General features: G+C 67.1%; 15 protein-coding genes and 1 riboswitch. Of the genes, 7 read left to right on the top strand and 8 right to left on the bottom strand.

The features are described 5' to 3' along the window. Nucleotides 1–144 precede the first annotated feature (144 nt). From ACT6SE_RS22580 to pncA, 4 genes are all read left to right on the top strand, one after another. Nucleotides 145–1194 (top strand): bifunctional nicotinamide-nucleotide adenylyltransferase/Nudix hydroxylase, encoded by a 1050-nt coding sequence (locus tag ACT6SE_RS22580; protein ID WP_014645588.1) that lies wholly within the window; start codon nt 145–147, stop codon nt 1192–1194. Nucleotides 1195–1258: 64 nt separating this feature from the next. Beyond that, nucleotides 1259–2668 carry a nicotinate phosphoribosyltransferase gene (locus ACT6SE_RS22575; RefSeq protein ID WP_046428045.1) on the top strand — a complete coding sequence of 470 codons (1410 nt, stop codon included), beginning with the start codon at nt 1259–1261 and terminating at the stop codon, nt 2666–2668. Nucleotides 2669–2801: 133 nt separating this feature from the next. Continuing rightward, nucleotides 2802–3031: riboswitch (cobalamin riboswitch) on the top strand. 161 nt (nt 3032–3192) lie between these two features. Beyond that, on the top strand, nt 3193–3879 hold the full coding sequence (locus tag ACT6SE_RS22570; protein WP_080281917.1) for an epoxyqueuosine reductase QueH: 687 nt from the start codon (nt 3193–3195) through the stop codon (nt 3877–3879). A gap of 55 nt (nt 3880–3934) precedes the next feature. Continuing rightward, a complete protein-coding gene (gene pncA / locus ACT6SE_RS22565) occupies nt 3935–4561 on the top strand; it encodes a bifunctional nicotinamidase/pyrazinamidase (RefSeq protein ID WP_014645585.1) in 627 nt (208 codons plus the stop codon). Nucleotides 4562–4694: 133 nt separating this feature from the next. Here the strand turns inward: pncA and purU are convergent, their stop codons facing one another. Beyond that, entirely contained in the window at nt 4695–5546 is an 852-nt protein-coding gene (purU, locus tag ACT6SE_RS22560; RefSeq protein ID WP_005411937.1) for a formyltetrahydrofolate deformylase, read from the bottom strand. Nucleotides 5547–5660: 114 nt separating this feature from the next. On the opposite strand from purU, the gene ACT6SE_RS22555 reads away from it, so the two are divergent. Continuing rightward, a complete protein-coding gene (locus tag ACT6SE_RS22555; protein WP_046428070.1) occupies nt 5661–6572 on the top strand; it encodes a LysR family transcriptional regulator in 912 nt (303 codons plus the stop codon). A gap of 3 nt (nt 6573–6575) precedes the next feature. Here the strand turns inward: ACT6SE_RS22555 and ACT6SE_RS22550 are convergent, their stop codons facing one another. From ACT6SE_RS22550 to ACT6SE_RS22540, 3 genes are all read right to left on the bottom strand, one after another. After that, nucleotides 6576–7673: an NADH:flavin oxidoreductase/NADH oxidase gene (locus tag ACT6SE_RS22550; RefSeq protein ID WP_080342702.1), complete on the bottom strand. Its 1098-nt coding sequence runs from the start codon at nt 7671–7673 to the stop codon at nt 6576–6578. Between the two features lie 140 nt (nt 7674–7813). Next, nucleotides 7814–8620 (bottom strand): NAD-dependent protein deacetylase, encoded by an 807-nt coding sequence (locus ACT6SE_RS22545; RefSeq protein WP_046428042.1) that lies wholly within the window; start codon nt 8618–8620, stop codon nt 7814–7816. A gap of 56 nt (nt 8621–8676) precedes the next feature. Further along, complete coding sequence (locus ACT6SE_RS22540; RefSeq protein WP_004153688.1) at nt 8677–9078, bottom strand: acyl-CoA thioesterase; 402 nt, start codon at nt 9076–9078, stop codon at nt 8677–8679. A 152-nt stretch (nt 9079–9230) separates the two neighbouring features. On the opposite strand from ACT6SE_RS22540, the gene ACT6SE_RS22535 reads away from it, so the two are divergent. After that, complete coding sequence (locus ACT6SE_RS22535; protein ID WP_032956621.1) at nt 9231–9866, top strand: LysE family translocator; 636 nt, start codon at nt 9231–9233, stop codon at nt 9864–9866. Nucleotides 9867–9989: 123 nt separating this feature from the next. On the opposite strand, the gene ACT6SE_RS22530 is transcribed toward ACT6SE_RS22535, so the two are convergent. Both ACT6SE_RS22530 and ACT6SE_RS22525 read right to left on the bottom strand, forming a co-directional pair. Next, entirely contained in the window at nt 9990–11009 is a 1020-nt protein-coding gene (locus ACT6SE_RS22530; RefSeq protein WP_005420683.1) for a ribonucleotide-diphosphate reductase subunit beta, read from the bottom strand. Between the two features lie 144 nt (nt 11010–11153). Next, nucleotides 11154–13556: a ribonucleoside-diphosphate reductase subunit alpha gene (locus ACT6SE_RS22525; RefSeq protein WP_014645579.1), complete on the bottom strand. Its 2403-nt coding sequence runs from the start codon at nt 13554–13556 to the stop codon at nt 11154–11156. A gap of 554 nt (nt 13557–14110) precedes the next feature. Between ACT6SE_RS22525 and ACT6SE_RS22520 the strand changes: the two genes are divergently transcribed. Next, nucleotides 14111–14947: a DUF2884 family protein gene (locus tag ACT6SE_RS22520; protein WP_032956617.1), complete on the top strand. Its 837-nt coding sequence runs from the start codon at nt 14111–14113 to the stop codon at nt 14945–14947. A gap of 100 nt (nt 14948–15047) precedes the next feature. Here the strand turns inward: ACT6SE_RS22520 and zapE are convergent, their stop codons facing one another. Continuing rightward, nucleotides 15048–16148, bottom strand: a complete 1101-nt coding sequence (gene zapE, locus ACT6SE_RS22515; protein WP_046428031.1) for a cell division protein ZapE — start codon at nt 16146–16148, stop codon at nt 15048–15050. Next, entirely contained in the window at nt 16145–16816 is a 672-nt protein-coding gene (locus ACT6SE_RS22510; RefSeq protein ID WP_014645576.1) for an alpha/beta hydrolase, read from the bottom strand. Before ACT6SE_RS22510 ends, zapE begins: the two co-directional genes overlap by 4 nt. Nucleotides 16817–16845: the final 29 nt, after the last annotated feature.

Below are 16845 nucleotides of genomic sequence, written 5' to 3'. Positions count from 1 at the left end.
GAGAACAACGGCGCAGTCCGCGCACGCAATGCGCCGTTCAGCAGAAAGCACGGCTGCAGGCTTGACCCGCCCCGCCATCGGCGTAGCATCTGCAGCAAGCCAAGGGACAGACCCGCGGCTGCCACAACGACATGAGGGATTCTCATGGAATTCGACTATCTCGTCTTCATCGGGCGATTCGAGCCCTTCCACAACGGCCACGCCGCCGTTGCCCGCCTGGCCCTGAGCCGGGCCCGCAAGCTGATCTTCCTGGTCGGCTCTGCCGATACCCCCCGCAGCCTCCGCAATCCATGGACCGTGGCCGAACGCGCCGTGATGATCCAGGCGGCCCTCGACGGCCACACCGACCGTCTGCTGATCCGCCCGCTGCGTGACCACCTGTACAACGAAGCACAATGGATCGCCAACGTGCAGCGCCAGGTGGCTGACGCCCTGCGCAACGACGGTGCCGCCGCCGATGCCAGGGTGGGCCTGATCGGCATGGACAAGGATGCGTCCAGCTACTACCTGCGCGAGTTCCCGCAGTGGCCGCTGGTGGACGTGCAGCACACCGCCACCCTGTCGGCCACCGAGCTGCGGCGCTACCTGTTCGAGGCCGGCGACGTCGACTTCCACGGCGCGCTGCTGATGCTGCGTGGCAATGTGCCGGCGCCGGTGTACGACATGCTCGAAGCGTTCCGCAAAAGCGCGCCTGCGTATGGCCAGCTGGTGGCCGAGTACCGCTTCATCGAACAGTACAAGGCCGCCTGGAAGGATGCGCCCTACGCGCCCACCTTCGTCACCACCGATGCGGTGGTGGTGCATTCGGGCCACGTGCTGCTGGTGCGTCGCCGCTCGGAACCCGGCAAGGGGCTGTGGGCATTGCCCGGCGGCTTCGTCGGCCAGGAACAGAGCCTGCTCGACAGCTGCCTGCGCGAACTGCGCGAGGAAACCCGCCTGAAGATTCCGTTGCCGGTGTTGAAGGGGTCGCTGAAGGGCCAGCAGGTGTTCGACCACCCGGACCGCAGCCAGCGTGGCCGCACCATCACCCACGGTTTCCACTTCGAGTTTCCGGCCGGCGAGCTGCCGCCGGTGCGCGGCGGCGACGATGCCGACAAGGCACGCTGGATACCGGTGAGTGAGGCCCTGGACATGGGCCCGCAGCTGTTCGAAGACCACCTGCACATCCTGGAGTACTTCCTCGGCCGCGGCTGACCGGCCCGGCTTTCCCACTGGCGGATAGACCGCCGGTGCCACCCGACGCGAAGGAGCTTCCGTCATGCACTACCTCGATAATCTTCTCCTCAACACCGACAGCTACAAGGCCAGCCATTGGCTGCAGTACCCGCCGGGTACCGATGCCACGTTCTTCTACGTCGAATCACGTGGCGGACTGCACGATCGCACGGTGTTCTTCGGCCTGCAGGCGATCCTCAAGGACGCGCTGGCACGGCCGGTCACCCACGCCGACATCGACGACGCTGCTGCGGTGTTCGCCGCGCATGGCGAACCGTTCAACGAGGTCGGCTGGCGCGGTATCGTCGACCGGCTTGGCGGCCATCTGCCGATACGCATCCGCGCCGTGCCCGAAGGCAGCGTGGTGCCCACCCACCAGGCACTGATGACCATTGAATCGACCGATCCGGCCGCGTTCTGGGTGCCGTCGTACCTGGAAACGCTGCTGCTGCGCGTGTGGTACCCGGTCACCGTGGCCACCATCAGCTGGCACGCACGGCAGACCATTGCCGCGTTCCTGCAGCAGACCAGCGACGATCCGCAGGGGCAGCTACCGTTCAAGCTGCACGACTTCGGCGCGCGCGGTGTCTCGAGCCTGGAATCGGCCGCGCTGGGCGGTGCCGCGCACCTGGTCAACTTCCTCGGCACCGATACGGTCTCGGCCCTGTGCCTGGCGCGCGCGCACTACCACGCGCCGATGGCCGGCTATTCGATTCCCGCCGCCGAGCACAGCACCATCACCAGCTGGGGCCGCGAGCGCGAGGTGGACGCCTACCGCAACATGCTGCGCCAGTTCGGCACGCCCGGTGCGATCGTGGCGGTGGTATCGGACAGCTATGACATCTACCGCGCCATCAGCGAGCACTGGGGTACCACCCTGCGCGATGACGTGATCGCCTCGGGCGCCACCCTGGTCATCCGCCCGGACTCGGGGGACCCGGTGGAGGTGGTTGCCGAAAGCCTGCGCCGGCTGGATGAAGCGTTCGGCCACACCCTCAACGGCAAGGGCTACCGCGTGCTCAACCACGTGCGGGTGATCCAGGGCGATGGCATCAACCCGGATACCATCCGCACCATCCTGCAACGCATCACCGACGACGGCTACGCCGCCGACAACGTAGCCTTCGGCATGGGCGGTGCGCTGCTGCAGCGGCTGGACCGCGATACGCAGAAGTTCGCACTGAAGTGCTCGGCGGCGAGGGTCGAGGGTGAGTGGATCGACGTCTACAAGGATCCGGTCACCGATGCTGGCAAGACCAGCAAGCGCGGCCGCATGCGCCTGCTGCGGCGCCTGGACGATGGCAGCCTGCATACGGTGCCACTGCCGGCCAACGGCGACGACACCCTGCCGGACGGCTTCGAGGACGCAATGGTGACCGTGTGGGAGAACGGCCGCCTGCTGCACGACCAGCGGCTGGACGACATCCGCACGCGGGCGGCCGTGGGGCATTGAAGGTGCATCCCGACCGGGGTCAGAGCCCGCTGCGTGGCAGCGGGATCCGACCCCTTCCTTCCGCTGGGGTCGGATCCCGTTGCAGCGTAGCGGGTTCTGACCCCTGCGCTCTTGACCGGCGCCACCAACAGGTCCACCTTGCACACGCCGAAGGTATCCCTCCCATCGCTGCGGCGCGGGGAGGGAATTAAACGGGAATCCGGTGAAGGCGCCTCGCGCGTCCATTCCGGAGCTGCCCCGCAGCGGTGAATGGAAACGAATCCTGCCAACAGCACTGGGCTCGCGCCTGGGAAGCGGCGGGTAGTAGGTGGGCTGCGGCCCGTGTCCATCAGCCCGAATACCGGCCCCGGCCGGGGGACACGACCGTCCCCTGACTCGACCTGGAATCTCCGCGGGGAGGTTGCCGGGGCCGTCGTTGTCCTGCGCGTGCAGGCAGCATGGCCGCGCGCGTCCTGTTCACGGTATCCGGCCAGACCCGTTCACCCACGCACTGATGCATGGGCCACCGCCGTTGCCGGCGGTCCATGCGGTACCTGACGATGACCGAGCTCCAACGCCCCACCCTGACCCTGCCCGCCGACGGCAAGCGCCTGCTGCTGCATTCGTGCTGCGCGCCCTGTTCCGGCGAAGTGATGGAGGCGATCACCGCCTCCGGGATCGACTACGCGATCTTCTTCTACAACCCCAACATCCACCCGGTGAAGGAATACGAGCTGCGCAAGCAGGAGAACATCCGCTTCGCCGAGCAGCACGGCATTCCTTTCATCGACTGCGACTACGACACCGACAACTGGTTCAGCCGTGCGCGGGGCATGGAAAACGAACCCGAACGCGGCATCCGCTGCACGATGTGCTTCGACATGCGTTTCGAGCGCACCGCGCTGTATGCGCACGAGCACGGCTACGACACCATCAGTTCGTCGCTGGGCATCTCGCGCTGGAAGAACATGGCGCAGATCAACGACTGCGGGATCCGCGCCGCCTCGCGCTATGAAGGCCTGCAGTACTGGGACTACAACTGGCGCAAGGGCGGCGGCGCCAGCCGCATGATCGAGATCAGCAAGCGCGAGCAGTTCTACCAGCAGGAATACTGCGGCTGCGTGTACTCGCTTCGCGATGCGAACCGCCATCGCCGCGAGAATGGCCGCGAGCGGATCAGGATCGGCCTGCTGTACTACGGGCAGGACGCTGGGACGCCACAGGGCGATTGACGTGCAGGCATGGGGCGGCCACGCTGGTCGCCCCTTCTGTTGTAGCGGACCTGCCATGACCGCCCTGCCCGCCGATGTCGCCCTGCTGGTGATCGACCTGCAGCCGGACTTCATGCCCGGTGGCGCCTTGGCCTGCGACCAGGGCGATGCGCTGGTGGCACCGATCGCCGATCTGTTGGCGCAGCGCCGCTACCGCACCGTGGTGGCGACCCAGGACTGGCACCCGGCCGACCATGCCTCGTTCGCCAGCCAGCACCCCGGCCAACGCCCGTTCGAGACCATCCTGCTGCACGCGCAGCCGCAGACCCTGTGGCCGGACCACTGCGTGCAGGGCAGCGCCGGTGCCGCGCTGCACCCGGGCGTGGACTGGACCGTGGCCGACCTGATCCTGCGCAAGGGCACGCGCCAACAGGTGGATTCGTACAGCGCCTTCCGCGAGAACCATGGCCCCGATGGCGAACGCCCGGCCACCGGCCTGGCCGGCTGGCTGCACGAACGCCGCATCCGCGAAGTGCACGTGTGCGGCCTGGCCCGCGACTACTGCGTGCTGTGGAGCGCGCAGGATGCGGTGAAGTCCGGCTTCCGGGTGAAGTTCCTGTGGGACCTGACCCGGCCGGTGACCGAAGCCAACGACGCGATGGTGCGCGATGCGCTGGGCAAGGCGGGAATCGCGACCGCCTGACCCACAACGGTAGTGCCGGCCGCTGGCCGGCAACGCCTGGATCCCTGCAGTTGCCGGCCAGCGGCCGGCACTACCGGATCACACCCGTGGGTAGCGCCGGGCCATGCCCGGCGGACCTGGAAGGGGCAGCACGTTACCGGAACACCACCGTGCGATGCCCGTTGAGCAGGATGCGGTGCTCCACATGGCGGCGCACGGCGCGTGCCAGCACCAGCGATTCGGTATCGCTGCCCAGCCGCACCAGCTCGCGCGGCGCCATGGCGTGATCCACGCGGGCCACGTCCTGTTCGATGATCGGTCCTTCGTCCAGATCCTCGGTGACGTAGTGCGCGGTGGCGCCGATGATCTTGACCCCGCGCGCGTGCGCCTGGTGGTACGGCTGCGCGCCCTTGAAGCTGGGCAGGAAGCTGTGGTGGATGTTGATCGCACGCCCGGCCAGCGCGCGGCACAGCGTGGGTGACAGGATCTGCATGTAGCGCGCCAGCACCACCAGGTCGATGCGCTCGCGCTCGACCAGGTCGATGATCTGCTGCTCCTGCACCGCACGCGTATCGGCGGTCACCGGCAGGTGGTGGAACGGTACCTGGTAGGACGCGGCCAATGGCGCGAAGTCGGCGTGGTTGGAGGCCACCGCGGCAATGTCGACCTTCAGCTGGCCGCTGTGGGCGCGGAACAGCAGGTCGTTGAGGCAGTGCCCCTGCTTGCTGACCAGCACCAGCAGGCGTGCCCGGCGGCGGCCATCATGCAGCTGCCAGTCCATGCCGAAGCCTTCGGCAAGCGTGGCCATCGCGGCGTGCACGGTCTCCAGCGGCAGGCCGGCGTCACGGTCGAAATGCACGCGCAGGAAGAAGCGGCCGCTTTCCTCATCGCCGAACTGCTGGGCGTCGAGGATGTTGCAGCCGTGGTCGAACAGCAGGCCGGACACGCGATAGACGATGCCGGTACGGTCGGGGCAGGACAGGGTGAGGATGGAATCGGGGCGCATCGCCACAGTGTAGGGCAGCTTCCTGCCCAGCAGCCGGATGATCACCGATGCAACCGAACCGCTTGGTTCAGTCCCAAGCGATACTTGGCCATCACCGTGGCAAGCTGGTCGGTCATGAACCTGTTGCAACTGATCCGCAGCTTCACCCGCACCGCAGAGACCGGCAGCATTGCCGCCGCGGCCCGCATCCTTGGCATCAGCGCCACCGCAGTCGGCCAGAACATCAACCGGCTGGAAGCGCATCTGGGCGTACGGCTGCTGAACCGGAGTACGCGCCAGCTGGCGCTCAGCGAGGCCGGCGCGCTGTACCTGGCGCAGGTCCGCCACATCGAGGCCGACCTGGCGCGCGCGCAGACGATGGTCACCTCCGGTGATATCGAACCGGCCGGGCCGCTGCGCATCGCCAGCAGCAGCGCGTTCGGCCGCCACGTGCTGGCCCCGTTGCTGCCGTCACTGCAGCAACGCTACCCGCAGCTGCAGCTGGAACTGCGCCTGACCGACCGCGCCGTGCAGCATGGTCCAGAGGCGGTGGATGCCAGCATCCGCATCGGGGCGCAGCTGGAGGATGGGGTGGTCGCGCGACAGCTGGCGCGTGTTCCGTTCGTGTTCTGTGCCTCGCCGGCCTACCTGAAGGCCCATGGCACCCCGCAGGAACCATCGGATCTGGGCAGCCATCGCGGGCTGCTGCACCGCTTCCCCACCGATGGCCGGCCGTTGCGCTGGGGCCTGCTGAAGGACGGCCAGCGTGTGGACGCCGTGCTACCGCCGAGCATGGTCTGCGATGACATCGATGCGCTGGCGTCGCTGGCGGCGGCCGGTGCCGGCATCACGCGGTTGGCTGCGTTCGTGGCCCAGCCCTACCTGCGCGATGGACGCCTGCAGGCCGTGTTCGGCGCCGACAGCACGTGGCGTCCGGAGCCGATGGAGGTCTATTTCTGCGTCAGCGATCGCCGCGACTTCACCGCCAAGATCCGCGCGCTGTTCGAGCACCTGCAGGCCGGCATGGCGCCGGCCTGGCGGGTGTGAGCCTCAGGCCTTGAACACGCCGCGCGCATCGCGCGGCTCGCAGCGCAGGTACTGCGGCGCCGGTTCCACGCTGTCGCGCAATGCGGCGGCGGCATGCCACGGCCAGCGCGGGTCGTAGAGGATGCCGCGCGCCAGGGCCACGGCATCGGCGTGGCGATGGCGCAGGATCGATTCGGCCTGCTCCGGTTCGGTGATCATGCCCACGGCGATCACCGGCATGCGCACCTTGGCCTTGATCGCCGCCGCGAACGGCACCTGGTAGCCCGGACCGACGGTGATCTTCTGGCGCTCGTCCAGGCCGCCACTGGAGACATGCAGGAAATTGCAGCCGCGCGCGTCCAGCACCTGGGCCAGCGCTTCGCTCTGCACCAGATCCCAGCCGCCCTCGACCCAGTCGCTGGCGGAAATGCGCACGCCCACGGCGACCTTGTCGGACACCGCCGCGCGTACCGCGTCGAACACTTCCACCAGCAGGCGCAGGCGGTTCGGCAGCGACCCACCGTAGCCATCGGTGCGGCGGTTGCTCAGCGGCGACAGGAACTGGTGCAGCAGGTAACCGTGCGCGGCATGCAGCTCGATCAGCTCGAAGCCCAGGCGCTCGGCGCGCACCGCACTGGCAGCGAAGGCGGCGATGACCTCGGCGATGCCGGCTTCGTCCAGTTCCTGCGGTGCCGGATCGGCGGCATGGAACGGCAGCGGCGACGGCGCCACGGTGGCCCAGCCACGCGCATCGCCGGCCGGCAACTGGCCACCCCCGTCCCACGGACGGGCGGTGGATGCCTTGCGGCCGGCATGGCCCAGCTGGATGCCCAGCGGCATCGGCGACCAGCGGCGGACGCTGGCCAGCACCTGTGCCAGCGCGGCCTCGGTGCCGTCATCCCACAGGCCAAGGTCGGCCCAGCTGATGCGGCCGCGCGGCTCGACCGCGGTGGCTTCCAGGATCAACAGGCCGGCGCCGGACTGCGCCAGGTTGCCCAGGTGCATGGCGTGCCAGTCGCTGGCGCGGCCGTCTTCGGCGGAGTACTGGCACATCGGCGCGATGACGATGCGGTTGGACAGGGTCAGGGGGCCGAACGAGATCGGCGAAAACAGCTGGCTCAAGGGGGTGATGAACGACGTAGGGGGTGCGTATTGCACCGCTGCGCGGCTCCTGGATCAACCGTCTGGATGGATCGCTGTTTCGCAGCCGATCATGCCGCCGAGCGCCGACAGCCCCTTGTAGAGCCAAGCCGACGCTCGGCTCAGCCCGCCACCCAACCGGACAAGGCTTCAGCGCAGTCCCGCTCATCCTTGAACAACAGCAGGTCGTCGGCACGGGTGCGGCCGCGGTTCAGCGCCGCCACCGGCAATCCTGCCTTCGCCGCCGCCTGCACGAAGCGGAAGCCGGAATAGACCATCAGTGACGAGCCCACCACCAGCACCGCATCGGCCTGCTGCAGGTGCTCGTGCACCGCCTCCACCCGCTCGCGGGGCACGTTTTCGCCGAAAAACACCACGTCCGGCTTCAACACCCCGCCGCAGTGCGGGCACCCGGGTACCACGAAGCTAGAGAAATCGGTCTCCAGGTCGGCATCACCGTCGGGGGCGATGCCGGCCTCCAGCGCGTCCCAGCCGGGATTGGCGTCCAGCAGGCGCTGCTGGAAATCCTCGCGGCCACTGCGGCGCTCGCAGCTCATGCAGCGCACCAGATCCAGGCGGCCATGCAGGTCGATCACGTTGCGGCTGCCGGCGCGCTGGTGCAGGCCGTCCACGTTCTGGGTCAGCAGCACCTGCAGCTTGCCGCGGCTTTCCAGGGCGGCCAGGGCCTGGTGGCTGCCGTTGGGCCGGGCCAGGCCGAAGCGCGGCCAGCCCAGCAGGCTGCGCGCCCAGTAACGCTGGCGGGTGGTCGACTCGCCGATGAAGGCCTGGTAGGTCACCGGCGGCGTGCGTTTCCACTGGCCGTCGGCGTCCCGGTAATCGGGTATGCCCGAGGCGGTGCTGCAACCCGCGCCGGTCAGCACGAACAGGCGCTCGGCGCGGTCGATGAAGTCGGTCAGTGGCAGGGTCATGGCTGCCAGATGGGGGCGCCGCAGCGCCCCCGCAAGCACCGGTTCAGCCGCTGGTCTCAGGCGGCCGGCAGCGGCGGCACCGCGATCGGGTGGCCTTCCTCGTCCAGCGCGATCATCACGAAGTGGCCGCGGGTGCACAGCTTGCGCTCGCCGCTGTGCAGGTCCTCGGCGACCAGTTCCACCTCGACCTTCATCGAGCTGCGGCCGACTTCGACGATGCGGCCGATGGTTTCCACCATCTGGCCGATGCGGATCGGCAGCTTGAAGTCGACCTGGTCGCTGCGCGCGGTCACCACGGTGCGGCGCGAATAGCGGGCGGCGGCCAGGAACGCGGCCTTGTCCATCCATGCCAATGCCTGGCCACCGAACAGGGTGCCCAGGTGGTTGGTGTGGTTGGGGAAGACGATTTCAGCCATGCGCACTTCGGTGGGCGGCACGGTCTCGGGGATCGGGGTCATGAGGGTGCTTCGGTGTGGGGTGCTGCGGATTCTAAGCGACCGGCGTGATGGCCATCGGCATGCACGTGCAACGGTCACCCGGCAGCGGTGCCTGCGCAGGCCGCGCCTGCGGCAGGCGTTACACTGCGCCACGCCCACTGCCAGGACTGCCCATGCCCGCCACTTCCGACCTGCTGGCCTTTGCGCTGGTTTCGCTGGCCATGGTGCTCACGCCCGGGCCGAACATGATCTACGTCATCTCGCGCTCGATCTGCCAGGGGCCGATGGCTGGCCTGATCTCGCTGGGCGGGGTGGCGCTGGGCTTTGTGTTCTACATGCTGTGTGCGGCACTGGGCATCACCGCCCTGCTGATGACCGTGCCGTTCGCCTACGACGCGCTGCGCATCGGCGGCGCGCTGTACCTGCTGTACCTGGCCTGGCAGGCGCTCAGGCCCGGCGGCCGTTCGCCGTTCGCGGTGCGCGACCTGCCGCAGGACAGCCCGCGCAAGCTGTTCACGATGGGCTTCCTGACCAATCTGCTGAACCCGAAGGTGGCGGTGATGTACCTGTCGCTGCTGCCGCAGTTCCTGCACCCGGACGGCGAAGGCAGCGTGCTGATGCAGTCGATCGTGCTGGGCTCCACCCAGATCCTGGTCAGCGTCAGCGTGAACGGCATGATCGCGCTGACCGCCGGCAGCATCGCCGGCTTCCTGGCCGCGCGCCCCACCTGGCAGATGGTGCAGCGCTGGCTGATGGGCACGGTGCTGGCCGGGCTGGCGGTGCGCATGGCGGTGGAAGGGCGGCGCTGATTGTAGAGTCGAGCCATGCTCGACTTTCTTGCGAGCAGCAGTCGAGCGTGGCTCGACGCTACGGAAACAAAAAACCCCGGCATTGGCCGGGGTTCTTCGTTGCGGCAGGCCTGGCCGGTTCGATCAGAAGTTCATGTCGAAGGCGACTTCGCCCTGAACGCCGACCTGGTAGGCCGAGACGCGGCGTTCGAAGAAGTTGGTCAGCTCCTGCACGTCCTGCAGTTCCATGAACGGCAGCGGGTTGCGCACGTTGTACTTCTTTTCCATGCCCAGCTTGGCGAAGTGCTGGTCGGCGCAGTGCTGCAGGTACTGGCGCATGTCGCGGGTCGAGATGCCGGCCACGCCACCGGACAGCACGTCCTCGGCGAACTGCACTTCGCATTCGATGGCTTCGGCCAGCATGTCGTAGACCTGCTGCTTCATCTCGTCGTCGAACAGGTCCGGCTCTTCCTCACGCACCACGCGCACCGACTCGAACGCAAACTCCATGTGCGCGCTCTCGTCGCGGAACACCCAGTTGGTGCCCGAGGCCAGGCCCGGCAGCAGGCCGCGCGAACGGAAGTAGTACACGTAGGCGAACGCAGCGAAGAAGAACAGGCCTTCGATGCAGGCGGCAAAGCAGATCTGGTTGAGCAGGAACTGGCGGCGCTGTTCGCGGGTCTCGATGCGGGTCAGGTCCTGGATCGAGTCGATCCACTTGAAGCAGAAATCGGCCTTCTTCTTGATCGAGTCGATGTTCTCCACCGCCGAGAACGCCTTGGCGCGCTCTTCCGGATCCGGCAGGTAGTTGTCCAGCAGGGTCAGGTAGAACTGCACGTGCAGTGCTTCCTCATACAGCTGGCGCGACAGGTACATGCGCGCTTCGGGCGCATTCAAGTGCTGGTACAGGTTCAGCACCAGGTTGTTGGACACGATCGAATCGCCGGTGGCGAAGAACGCGACCAGGCGGTGGATCAGGTGGCGCTCACCCGGCGACATCTTGCTGTGCAGGTCGGTGATGTCGATCTGGAAGTTGATCTCTTCCACCGTCCAGGTGTTCTTGATCGCATTCCGGTACATGTCATAGAACTGCGGGTAGCGCATCGGGCGCAGGGTCAGTTCAAAACCGGGATCGAGCAGCATCTGCTTGGGCTTGTCGGCCATGGGTGTTTCCTTGAATTCCTGGGTGAGCCGCCGGGCGTGGCCCGGCGCTACCGTGGGTGTTTTTCCGCAGCCGGGCATGGCTCGGCTCTACAGGTGCGAGGTGTTCGAGTGCCGACCAACGGTCGGCACCCACCGCGCGGTGTCTTACTGGCAGGCCTCGCAGGCTTCCGGGTTTTCCAGCGAGCAGGCGATGGCTTCGTCCGGGCTGAACACCTTGGCCGGGGCCGCAGCGCTGACCGTGGTCTTGGCGATCTTGGTGGCCGGGCGCGAACGCAGGTAGTAGGTGGTCTTGATGCCCTGCTTCCAGGCGTACATGTACATGGAGGACATCGCGCCGATGTTCGGGCTTTCCATGAACAGGTTGAGCGAGGCCGACTGGTCGATGAAGGCGCCACGCTCGGCGGCCATGTCGATCAGCGAACGCATCGGCAGTTCCCACGCGGTGCGGTAGACCTCGCGCAGCGTTTCCGGAATCTGTGCCACGCCGGCGATGGAGCCTTCGGCCAGCTTGATGGCATCGCGCATGTCGGCGGTCCACAGGCCCAGCTTCTTCAGCTCGTTGACCAGGTAGCGGTTGACCTGCAGGAAGTCACCGGACAGGGTCTCGCGCTTGAACAGGTTGGACACCTGCGGCTCGACGCACTCGTAGCAGCCGGCGATCGAGGCGATGGTCGCGGTCGGGGCGATCGCGATCATCAGCGAGTTGCGCAGGCCGTGTTCCTTGATGCGGGCGCGCAGGGCATCCCAGCGCGCGGTGTCTTCCGGCACCACGTTCCAGGCGTCGAACTGCAGTTCGCCACCGGCGGCACGGGTGTCGTTGAACGACGGGTGCTTGCCACGTTCCTGGGCCAGCTCGCAGGAGGTTTCCAGCGCGTGGAAGTAGATCGCTTCGGCAATCTTCTTCGACAGGGCGCGGGCTTCGGCGCTGTCGAACGGCAGGCGCTTGCGGAAGAACACGTCCTGCAGGCCCATGCAGCCCAGGCCGACCGGACGCCAGCGCAGGTTGGCGCGGCGGGCGGTTTCGATCGGGTAGAAGTTCAGGTCGATGACGCGGTCGAGCTGGCGCACGGCCAGGCGAACGGTCTCGGCCAGCTTCTCGAAGTCGAACTCGTTGTGCTCGTCGAAGTGGTTGCCCAGGTTGATCGAACCCAGGTTGCACACGGCGGTTTCATCGTTGGAAGTGACTTCCAGGATTTCGGTGCACAGGTTGGACAGGTGGATCACGTTGCCCGGGCGCAGGGTCTGGTTGCTGGCGCGGTTGCACTTGTCCTTGAAGGTCATCCAGCCGTTGCCGGTCTCGGCCAGGGTACGCATCATGCGGGCATACAGCTTGCGCGCGGAGATGGTGCGGTTGGCCTTGCCCTGGGCTTCGGCCTGCAGGTAGGCCTGCTCGAAGGCTTCGCCGAACAGGTCGGTGAACTCCGGCACGACGCGCGGATCGAACAGCGACCATTCCTGGTCGGCTTCGACGCGCTTCATGAACAGGTCCGGCACCCAGTTGGCCAGGTTCAGGTTGTGCGCACGACGGGCTTCGTCACCGGTGTTGTCGCGCAGCTCGAGGAAGTCCTCGATGTCGGCGTGCCAGGTTTCCAGGTACACGCAGGCCGCGCCCTTGCGCTTGCCGCCCTGGTTCACTGCGGCCACCGACGAATCCATGGTCTTCAGCCACGGCACGATGCCGTTGGAATGGCCGTTGGTCGACTTGATCAGCGAACCACGCGAACGCACGCGGGTGTAGCTGACGCCGATGCCGCCGGAGAACTTCGACAGCTGGGCGATGTCGCCGTACTTGGAATAGATCGATTCCAGCGAGTCCTGCGGCGAGTCCAGCAGGAAGCACGAGGACAGCTGCTCGTGGGTGGTGCCGGAATTGAACAGGGTCGGGCTGGACGGCAGGTAGTCCAGGTTGCCCATGCGCTTGTACAGCGCCAGGGTCTCGGACACGTCCTCGCTCAGCGCGCTGGCGATGCGCAGGAAGAACTGCTGCGGGGTCTCGATCACCTTGCGGGTGTGCGGGTGGCGCAGCAGGTAACGGTCGTACAGGGTACGCAGGCCGAAGTAATCGAAGTTCAGGTCCAGCGAGATGTCGATGGCATCGTTGAGCTTGCGTGCGTTGGTCTGCACGAAGTTCAGCAGGCGGTCGTTGATCAGGCCGACTTCATGGCCACGGCTGACCGACTGCGAGAAGGCGTAGATTTCCTGGCCCGAGACTTCCTTGGCGATGTAGTTGGCCAGCAGGCGCGCGGCGAGACGGCCGTACTCGGGCTCTTCACCGATCAGCAGGGCGGCGGTGCGGATGGACAGTTCGTCCAGCTCGCGGGTGGTGGCACCGTTGTACAGGCCGGAAATGGTGCGGGTGGCCACGCGCATCGGGTCGACGGCGTGCAGGCCTTCGGAGGAACGCTGCACCGCACGCACGATCTTGTTCAGGTCCACCAGTTCGGTGGTCCCATTGCGCTTGGTCACACTCATCGCGTTGGCCGTCGGCGGCGACGTCAACAGGAATTCGCTTTCCTTCTCGATGGTGGCGCTGGATTCGGTGCTCACGGCGTGTGTCCTCTTGGCGTGATTTGGGGGTGCTCGATGCATCGGGTGACGCGGCCCGGGACATGACAGCCCAGGATGGCAGGACGGCGTCGCAGGGGATGAGACCCTGCGCCTGCCACTGCCGTTGACGATCGCGGATGGGTACCCCGGGGCAACCCCTGGAATGGGGGTTGCTGCGACCGACGGCCACAAGATAGTGGGGGTAATGGGGTCCGTCAACGCCAAATGTAGTGAAATTCGGCAATCCCTTGCGCCGCAAGGATCGTGCCATCGGCGCCCTGATCAGACGCTTCAGACCTGCCGGAACGGGCTGCGCAGTCAAGTCCGAAAGGCGTCATTGCGGTGGCACAACGCACCGCGAAAACGGAACAATGACAGCTTCACATGACAGTGATGAAACTGGCTAGGGACAACCCTGTGGATAGGTGGTGGGCAGCCGGTGGGAAAGCCGGTATGGCCGGACGAATCGCCATCGCGCAGTGACTTTCGGCGGGTGACGGCGCCTGCCGAACGCGGGATGCTGGGGTCCTGCAATGACCGGAAAGGATTCCACCATGCGCCTGTCAGCACCCGCCTTGGCCCTGTTGGCTGCTGTGGTCACCGTACCTGCAATTGCCGCTGACACCCCGAAGCTGCGCGCGGACCAGTGCGGTATCCACACCGACTATGACGTGCTGGTGGACAGCGGTGGCATCTGGCTGCGGCATGGCCCGCAGGCACCGCACGAGGTGGTGTTCCACGATGGCGTGCTGAGCCTGGACGACACGGTCGTGCCGGTCAGCGAGGCCGACGCGGCCCGCCTTCGGCAGATGGAGGCCGGGGCACGGCAGCTGATGCCGGCCGCCACGGCGCTGGCCCATGAAGTGAGCGGACTGAGCTTCGACGTGCTCGACGGGGTCTATGAAAGCCTCACCGGTACCGCCAACAGCCGCAAGGTCCGGCGCCTGCGCCGGCAGGCCGATGACTGGATCGGCGGCACGCTGGGCAAGGGCTACTGGGAACAGGCTGTGTTCGGGCCAGGCTTCGAGGCCAAGGTGCAGGACATGGCCGAGTCGCTGTCCGCCTCCATCGCCCGCAGCATGCTGTGGCAGATCTTCACCGGACGCAGCGATGCGATGGAGGCACGCGCCGACCGTCTGGACGCGCAGATGGAACAGCAGCTGGAAGGCCGCGCCGAACGCATCGAGGCCCAAGCACAATCGCTGTGCCCGCTGGTGCAGTCGCTGGCCGACACCCATGACGCGCTGGAAGTGCGCTACCAAGGCCAACCGCTGCGGCTGCTGGAGCGCAGCGAGAGCGTTCGGGTGGAGCACGGCGATGGCTCGGGCCTGCAGGTGTCGGCCGGGCCGGATGAGCGGCCGCGTGGGAATGCGGTGGCGCCTTCCCGATAGCTGCGCGGCGCTGCTGTAGAGCCGAGCCCATGCTCGGCTCCCTTTCGGCACATCATCCAGAAGCAGCCGAGCGTGGGCTCGGCTCTACAGTAAACCGCCCTCACGCCCGGTGCGGGGTACCCAGGTACTCGGCGCTCTGCATCTCGATCAGGCGCGAGGCGGTGCGTTCGAACGCGCCCTGCAGGCGCTGGCCGGTGTACAGCTCGATCGGCGAAGTGCTGGCGGTGCAGACCAGGTTGACGTGGCGGTCGTACAGCTCGTCGATCAGGTTGACGAAGCGGCGCGCGGCATCCTCATTCAAGCGGTCGAAGGCGGGAATGCCGCCCAGCAGCACCGTGTTGAACTCGTGCGCGATCTCGATGTAATCCGAGGGCCCGCGCGGGCCTTCGCACAGCGCGGCGAAATCGAACCAGGCAATGCTCTTGCCACGGCCGCGTGCCGGAATCTTGCGGCCCTCGATCTCGATGTTGCCGGGCTTGGCCGGCTGGCCGCCGCTCAGCTCGTTCCAGCGCGTGGCCAGCCAGTCGTCGCTGTCGGCCGCCAGCGGTGCGCGGTATACCGGCGAGCGGGTCAGCGCGCGCATCCGGTAATCCTCGGTACCTTCGGCGTACAGCTCCACGCAGAAGCGCTGCAGCAGGCCGATGGCCGGCAGGAAGCTCTCGCGCTGCAGGCCGTTGAGGTACAGGTTCTCCACTGCGGTGTTGGAGGTGGTGACCAGGGTCACGCCCTCGGCGAACAGGCGCTCGAGCAGCCGCGCCAGCAGCATCGCATCGCCGATGTCGGTGACGAAGAACTCGTCCAGGACCAGCACGCGCAGGTTGCTGCGCCATTCCTGGGCGATCTTCGCCAGCGGGTCGCTCTGGCCCTGGTGCTCGCGCAGGCGCTCATGGACGCTGCGCATGAAGCGGTGGAAATGGGTGCGGTACTTCTGCTTGATCGGCAGCCCGTCGTAGAACAGGTCGACCAGGAAGGTCTTGCCACGGCCGACGCCGCCCCAGAAGTACAGGCCCTTGATCGGCTCGGGCTTCTTCCAGAACGAAGACAGGCGGTCCAGCCAGCCATCCTCGGCACTGTCCAGCAGGCCCAGGTGGATGCGGTCCAGCTCGGCCAGCGCCGCATGCTGGGCCGGATCGTTCTGCCAGTCGCCACGGGCAACCCCTTCCGCATACCGCTGCGACGGGGTCAGCTCGGGTGCACTCATGCCGCCGCGCCCAGCCAGTGCTTGACGCCGTGGGTCAGCGCGCCGCGCAGGTCGATCAGCTTGCGGTGGAAGAAGTGGCTGGTCTCGGGCATGCGTACCAGCTCATGCGGGGCGTCCAGCGTGTCCAGCCACTGGTAGACGGCCTGCGGGTCGACGATCTCGTCCTGCTCGCCCTGGATCACCAGCCAGCGCGCCGGCGGCGCGATGCCGTCGAAATCCCAGCGACCGGCCGGCGGCGCGATCGAGATCAGCGCTTCCGGCTGCAGCGTGGCGGCGGCCTTCAGCGACACGAACGCGCCGAAGCTGAAACCGGCCAGCCACAGGCGGTCGTCCGGGCGCTGGCTGCGCACCCAGGCCGCGACGGCTTTCAGGTCATCCTGCTCGCCCACGCCGCCATCGAAGGTGCCAGCCGAACCACCCACGCTGCGGAAGTTGAAGCGCACCGTGGCGATGCCCAGCTCGCGCAGGGTGGAGGCGGTCATGGTGACCACCTTGTTGTGCAGGGTGCCACCTTCGGTGGACAGCGGATGGCAGACGATGGCCACGATCGGCTGCACCGGCACATCGGCCTTGGGCAGGTCGACGACCACTTCCAGCGGGCCGGCCGGGCCGTCCAGTTCGAGGCAGGCGGTTTCGCCGGGGGCGACGGGGAACAAGGGCTTGTGCATGGCACCATGATACCGTCCCCCGCCCCTGC

The organism is Stenotrophomonas sp. LC732, assembly GCF_052446685.1.
In the GTDB taxonomy this organism is placed as follows: domain Bacteria; phylum Pseudomonadota; class Gammaproteobacteria; order Xanthomonadales; family Xanthomonadaceae; genus Stenotrophomonas; species Stenotrophomonas muris.
The sequence above is the reverse complement of the archived record's forward strand: the minus strand, read 5'-3'. Positions and strand labels throughout refer to the sequence as shown.

What these genes read in the sequence shown, in the direction of transcription:
- ACT6SE_RS22580 (WP_014645588.1), top strand. Translation starts at nt 145, where the DNA reads ATGGAATTCGACTATCTCGTCTTCATCGGGCGATTCGAGCCCTTCCAC.
- ACT6SE_RS22575 (WP_046428045.1), top strand. Translation starts at nt 1,259, where the DNA reads ATGCACTACCTCGATAATCTTCTCCTCAACACCGACAGCTACAAGGCC.
- ACT6SE_RS22570 (WP_080281917.1), top strand. Translation starts at nt 3,193, where the DNA reads ATGCGGTACCTGACGATGACCGAGCTCCAACGCCCCACCCTGACCCTG.
- pncA (WP_014645585.1), top strand. Translation starts at nt 3,935, where the DNA reads ATGACCGCCCTGCCCGCCGATGTCGCCCTGCTGGTGATCGACCTGCAG.
- purU (WP_005411937.1), bottom strand. Translation starts at nt 5,546, where the DNA reads ATGCGCCCCGATTCCATCCTCACCCTGTCCTGCCCCGACCGTACCGGC.
- ACT6SE_RS22555 (WP_046428070.1), top strand. Translation starts at nt 5,661, where the DNA reads ATGAACCTGTTGCAACTGATCCGCAGCTTCACCCGCACCGCAGAGACC.
- ACT6SE_RS22545 (WP_046428042.1), bottom strand. Translation starts at nt 8,620, where the DNA reads ATGACCCTGCCACTGACCGACTTCATCGACCGCGCCGAGCGCCTGTTC.
- ACT6SE_RS22540 (WP_004153688.1), bottom strand. Translation starts at nt 9,078, where the DNA reads ATGACCCCGATCCCCGAGACCGTGCCGCCCACCGAAGTGCGCATGGCT.
- ACT6SE_RS22535 (WP_032956621.1), top strand. Translation starts at nt 9,231, where the DNA reads ATGCCCGCCACTTCCGACCTGCTGGCCTTTGCGCTGGTTTCGCTGGCC.
- ACT6SE_RS22530 (WP_005420683.1), bottom strand. Translation starts at nt 11,009, where the DNA reads ATGGCCGACAAGCCCAAGCAGATGCTGCTCGATCCCGGTTTTGAACTG.
- ACT6SE_RS22520 (WP_032956617.1), top strand. Translation starts at nt 14,111, where the DNA reads ATGCGCCTGTCAGCACCCGCCTTGGCCCTGTTGGCTGCTGTGGTCACC.
- zapE (WP_046428031.1), bottom strand. Translation starts at nt 16,148, where the DNA reads ATGAGTGCACCCGAGCTGACCCCGTCGCAGCGGTATGCGGAAGGGGTT.
- ACT6SE_RS22510 (WP_014645576.1), bottom strand. Translation starts at nt 16,816, where the DNA reads ATGCACAAGCCCTTGTTCCCCGTCGCCCCCGGCGAAACCGCCTGCCTC.